The organism is Mycobacterium sp. (assembly GCF_036488105.1).
Classification (GTDB): domain Bacteria; phylum Actinomycetota; class Actinomycetes; order Mycobacteriales; family Mycobacteriaceae; genus Mycobacterium.
Window position 1 is genome coordinate 1 of the sequence record NZ_DASXHW010000187.1, and the last position, 5,305, is coordinate 5,305.

6 protein-coding genes are annotated in these 5,305 nt (G+C 66.9%); 5 read left to right on the forward strand and 1 reads right to left on the reverse strand.

The window, feature by feature from the left end; all coding sequences use genetic code 11:
* The 5 genes from VGH54_RS10050 to VGH54_RS10070 all read left to right on the forward strand — a co-directional run.
* Nucleotides 1-162 (forward strand): hypothetical protein (locus tag VGH54_RS10050; RefSeq protein WP_331511814.1); only part of this gene is annotated, 162 nt, incomplete at its 5' end.
* Nucleotide 163: 1 nt separating this feature from the next.
* Nucleotides 164-1,090 carry an ABC transporter permease gene (locus VGH54_RS10055; RefSeq protein WP_331511808.1) on the forward strand — a complete coding sequence of 309 codons (927 nt, stop codon included), beginning with the start codon at nt 164-166 and terminating at the stop codon, nt 1,088-1,090.
* Nucleotides 1,083-1,955, forward strand: coding sequence for an ABC transporter permease (locus tag VGH54_RS10060; protein ID WP_331511809.1), 873 nt, complete (start codon nt 1,083-1,085; stop codon nt 1,953-1,955). The genes VGH54_RS10055 and VGH54_RS10060 overlap by 8 nt, the downstream gene beginning before the upstream one ends.
* Nucleotides 1,952-3,571 carry an ABC transporter ATP-binding protein gene (locus VGH54_RS10065; protein WP_331511810.1) on the forward strand — a complete coding sequence of 540 codons (1,620 nt, stop codon included), beginning with the start codon at nt 1,952-1,954 and terminating at the stop codon, nt 3,569-3,571. The genes VGH54_RS10060 and VGH54_RS10065 overlap by 4 nt, the downstream gene beginning before the upstream one ends.
* Entirely contained in the window at nt 3,568-4,350 is a 783-nt protein-coding gene (locus VGH54_RS10070; RefSeq protein ID WP_331511812.1) for an oxidoreductase, read from the forward strand. The genes VGH54_RS10065 and VGH54_RS10070 overlap by 4 nt, the downstream gene beginning before the upstream one ends.
* 402 nt (nt 4,351-4,752) lie before the next feature.
* On the opposite strand, the gene VGH54_RS10075 is transcribed toward VGH54_RS10070, so the two are convergent.
* Nucleotides 4,753-5,305 (reverse strand): HAD-IB family hydrolase (locus VGH54_RS10075; RefSeq protein WP_331511813.1); only part of this gene is annotated, 553 nt, incomplete at its 5' end.

The window sequence follows — 5,305 nt, forward strand, 5'->3', positions numbered from 1 at the left end:
TCGTACCGGCTCGCTAACGACGCACAGCGAATCCTGTTGCAAGACATGCCGGTTGTACCGCTCTGGTACACCGTCGCCGTGGCAGGACGGTCACCGTCGGTCAGCCACGTCGCGCTGACCTGGAACGGACTGCCCGACTACGAACACATCGTGAAGGCCTGAGATGGCGTGGTACATCGCGCGGCGAATCGCGGCCATGATACCGGTCTTCCTGGGGGCCACGCTGCTGATCTACGGCATGGTCTTCTTGCTTCCAGGTGACCCGATCGCGGCGCTGGGCGGTGATCGCCCGCTGAGCCCGGCGGTGGCCGCACAACTGCGCGCCCAATATCACCTCAATGACCCATTCTGGTTGCAGTACCTGCATTACCTCGGTGGCATCCTGCACGGCGACCTGGGTCACGCCTACTCCGGATTACCGGTGACTAGTGTTCTGGCACAGGCGTTTCCGGTGACCTTCAAGTTGGCCATGATCGCGCTGGCGGTGGAGGCGCTGCTCGGCGTCGGGTTCGGCGTCATCGCCGGGCTGCGACAGGGCGGGGTTTTCGACGGCGCTGTGTTGATCGTCAGCCTGGTCATTATCGCGGTGCCGATCTTCGTACTGGGGTTTCTCGCGCAATTCGTCTTCGGGGTCCGGCTGGGTATCGCGGCGGTGACGGTCGGCGACCAGCCGACGTTCGCCCGCCTGCTAATGCCCGGGATCGTCTTGGGTGCCGTGTCATTCGCTTACGTGGTGCGGTTGACCCGCTCCGCGGTGGCCGACAACGCGCACGCCGACTACGTGCGTACCGCCACCGCCAAAGGGTTGTCGCGGCCACGGGTGGTGACGGTGCACATCCTGCGGAATTCGCTGATTCCGGTGGTGACTTTCCTCGGCGCAGACCTCGGCGCGCTGATGGGCGGCGCGATCGTCACCGAAGGCATCTTCAACGTCCACGGGGTCGGCGGCGTGCTCTACCAGGCCGTCACCCGCCAAGAGGCTCCGACTGTGGTGTCTATCGTGACGGTGCTCGTGGTCGTCTACCTCGTTACCAATCTCGCGGTCGACCTGCTGTACGCGGCGCTGGACCCCAGGATTCGCTATGGCTGAACCGGTTGCCGGCGTGGGCTTTTGGCGCGATACGTGGCGCGGGCTGCGTCGCCGCCCGAAATTCATCATCAGCGCGGTGCTGATCGCATGTGTCGTCGTCGTTGCGGTGTGTCCTTCATTGCTCACCGGGGCCGATCCCGGATACGCTAACCCGGACCAGAGCTTGCTGGGGCCGTCGGTCGCGCATTGGTTCGGCACCGACCTGCAGGGCCACGACATCTACGCCCGCACCATCTATGGCGCACGGGCGTCGGTCACCGTCGGTCTCGGAGCGACCCTGTTGGTGTTCATCATCGGTGGGGCGCTGGGGGCGGTGGCCGGCTTTTACGGCGGGTGGATCGACGCGGTGGTGTCCCGGATCGCCGACGTGTTCTTCGGTATCCCGTTGCTGCTGGCCGCCATCGTGCTGATGCAGGTCATGCATCACCGCACGGTGTGGACGGTGATCGCCATCCTGGCGCTGTTCGGATGGCCGCAGATAGCCCGGATCGCCCGCGGCGCCGTGCTCGCGGTCCGCGGCAGTGACTACGTGCTTGCGGCGAAAGCGCTGGGGTTGAGCAAGTTTGGGATATTGCTACGCCACGTGGTGCCCAATGCCATCGGCCCGGTCATCGCGATGTCGACGATCGCGCTCGGGCTGTTCATCGTCACCGAAGCCACGCTGTCCTACCTCGGGGTTGGGCTGCCGCCCTCGGTCGTGTCGTGGGGCGGCGATATCAACGTGGACCAAATCCGGTTACGGGCCGGATCGCCGATCTTGTTCTATCCCGCTGGTGCGCTGGCAATCACCGTCCTCGCCTTCCTGATCATGGGCGACGTGTTGCGCGACGCCTTGGACCCCACGTCGCGGGCGAGGCGGCCATGACGGCAGCTGAGTCAGCGCTGCTGAGCGTCGCCGGCCTGGAGGTCGGGTTCGGTGACGACGCTCCGGCGGTGCGCGGGCTGGATCTCGAGGTGCACAGCGGGCAGACCGTGGCGATCGTCGGCGAATCAGGTTCGGGCAAGTCCACCACCGCTGCTGCCATTCTGGGCCTGCTACCCCCGGGTGGTCGAATCACCGCCGGGCGCATCGTGTTTGACGGCATCGACCTCACCGGCGCGGGCCGGCGACAGCTTCGATCGATCCGGGGCACCGGCATCGGTTACGTGCCACAGGACCCGATGACCAACCTGAACCCGGTATGGAACGTGGGCTTTCAGGTACGAGAAGCGCTGCGCGCAAACAATATCGATCGGCAGGCAGTCCAGTTGCTTGCCGACGCCGGCATGCCTGATCCGGCGCTGCGCGCCCGGCAGTACCCGCACCAATTGTCCGGCGGTTTGTGTCAGCGCGCCCTGATCGCCATCGGGTTGGCCGGCCGGCCGCGGCTGTTGATCGCCGATGAACCGACCTCAGCATTGGATGTCACCGTGCAGCGTCAGGTACTCGACCATCTGCAGCAGCTCGCGGGTGAACTGGACACAGCGGTGCTGCTGATCACCCACGATCTCGCGCTGGCCGCAGAACGGGCCGAGCGCCTGATAGTCCTGTACCAGGGCGCGGTCGTGGAAACCGGAGCGGCACAGGAGATTCTGCGTGATCCACAGCATCCCTACACCCAACGCCTGGTGGGGGCCGCGCCGTCGCTGCATGACAAACACATCGCAAAGCCTGTCACGCCGGAGGCGCCCGACGTGATCGTCGCCTCGGGGTTGACCAAGGTCTACCGGCCGTCCCGCGGAGCGCCGTGGCACAAGGTGGAGGTGCGCGCCGTCGACGACGTGTCCTTCCGGTTGCGCCGAGGTACCACGCTGGCAATCGCGGGCGAATCCGGCTCCGGAAAGTCGACCTTGGCCCGGATGGTGCTTGGTCTACTTCAACCCAGCTCGGGCACAGTGGTTTTCGATGGCCTTGACGTTTCCGACACCGCATCGCTGAGCCGCCGGCAGACGCTGGCGTTTCGCCGCAGAGTTCAGCCGGTGTTTCAGAATCCTTACGCCAGCCTGGATCCGATGTACTCGGTTGCGCACATCATCTCCGAACCGTTGCGGATCCATCGGATCGGCGACCGCCGTCAGCGTCAGCAGACCGTCCGCGAGCTTTGCGAGCAGGTCGCGCTGCCGTCGTCGCTGCTGAACCGGCGACCACGCGAACTGTCCGGAGGGCAACGCCAGCGGGTCGCGATCGCGCGCGCCTTGGCGCTGCGACCGGAGGTGCTGGTGTGTGACGAGGCGGTCTCCGCGCTCGACGTCGTGGTGCAAGCGCAGATCCTGGAATTGCTTGCCGAGCTGCAGGGGGCTCTCGGCCTGACGTACCTGTTCATCAGCCATGACCTGGCGGTGATACGGCAGATCGCCGACGAGGTCATGGTGATGCGCGCGGGCCGGGTGGTCGAGCATGCGGCCACCGAGGACGTTTTCACCGCGCCGCGTGATGCCTACACCCGGCAACTACTGGCCGCGATCCCCGGTGCCGGGGCTGGCTATCGTGACAGCTCGTGACTTCTGACCCGCTGGCTCCGCTGATGGACCTGCCCGGTGTCGCCGCCGCGAGCGACCAGGCTCGTGAGGCGCTGGGCCGGGCCCATCGCCACCGCGCCAACCTGCGGCGTTGGCCGGTGACCGCGGCCGAGTCGGCACTGCGGTCGGCCAGGGCATCGGCGGTGCTGGACGGCGGCGGCCGGAAACTCGACGATCAACTCGACGTTTCTGTCATGGAAGACCCGGTCTTCGCCGGTGCACTGCGCGTCGCGCAGGCACTGGAGGGCGGCGAGACCAACCTGGTTGGGGTGTGGCAGCGCGCGCCGCTGCAGGCACTGGCGCGGCTGCACATGCTGGCCGCCGCCGACCGGGTCGACGAGAGCAGGCTGGGCAGGCCGCGCGCCGACCCCGACGTCGGACCCCGGTTGGAGTTGCTCACCGAGATCGTGACCGGCGCTACCAAGGCGGCGGCCCCGGTGATCGCCGCGGTCGCGCACGGCGAATTGCTGACCCTGGCTCCGTTCGGCACCGCGGACGGTGTGGTCGCGCGCGCGGTGTCGCGATTGGTTACCATCGCGACCGGTCTGGACCCGCACGGCTTGGGCGTGCCGGAGGTGGAGTGGATGCGTCGCGCCGCCGATTACCGTGACGCGGCGCGCGGCTTCGCGGAGGGGACACCCGATGGCATGACCGCGTGGCTGGTCTTGTCGTGCCGGGCTATGCGGGTCGGCGCGCAGGAGGCGTTGTCGATTGCTGAGACGCTTGCCGAAGGGCCGCCGGCGGGCGGTTCAGACGTGTAAAGCGGGCGGCGCACCGAAGGGGTTCGGCTCGCCGCCCGCTAGCACGGATCTCGGTTACCATGCGTGCACCTGTGGGCTGCGTGGGTGGCCTCGGCGATCTTGCGACGCTTCCGGCCGCAGCCCCACCCAAGGGGCCCTCGACGCCGTTCACTCTTCGCAATTACGCAGGCCCGCAACACTTCTGCCATTATCGCGGCTATGACTCCGCGTGGGTGCCGGGAACCGTGCTGGGTTGCCCTGTTCCGGGAGACAGGCCCTTCTCTTCTGGACCGATCTTGGCCGTACCGGGCTTCCGTAGATCCTTTGTACTCCGTGACCCCGGTCACATCAAGGGTCAATTATCGTTAAATAGCTGAAGTGATGCCGACCCGTGACACGGATAGTTTGCTGGGTGCTGGTGGGCTACAGCGACAGCCGGCGCAGCAACGAATAGGTCAGCGCCCCCGCGGCCAGTGCGCTGATGCCGACCGCGGCGGTGGTGGCGACCGCAGCACCCGACGGCGCCGAGAAGCGGTCGCGCAGCGACACCGGCCGGGAGAATTCCAACACCGGCCAGTCGCGAGCCGACGCCTCGCGCCGCAGGGCGCGGTCGGGATTGACCACGCTCGGATGGCCGACCACCTCGAGCATCGGCATGTCGGTGATCGAATCGGAGTAGGCATAGCAGTGCTCGAGCGGATAGCCCTCGCGCGCGGCCAGTTCGCGAATCGCCTGCACCTTGCCTTCGCCGAAGCAGTAGAACCCGATCTCGCCGGTGTACTTGCCGTCCTCGACAACCATCCGCGTCGCCATCGCGTGCGTTGCCCCGAGCGCACGGGCGATCGGCGCGACCAACTCTTCGCCGGATGCCGACACCACTACTACGTCGCGGCCGCAAAGTTTGTGGCTGGCGATCAGGTCGGCGGCCTCGGCGAACACCAGCGGCGTGACGATGTCGTGCAGTGTCTCGTTGACG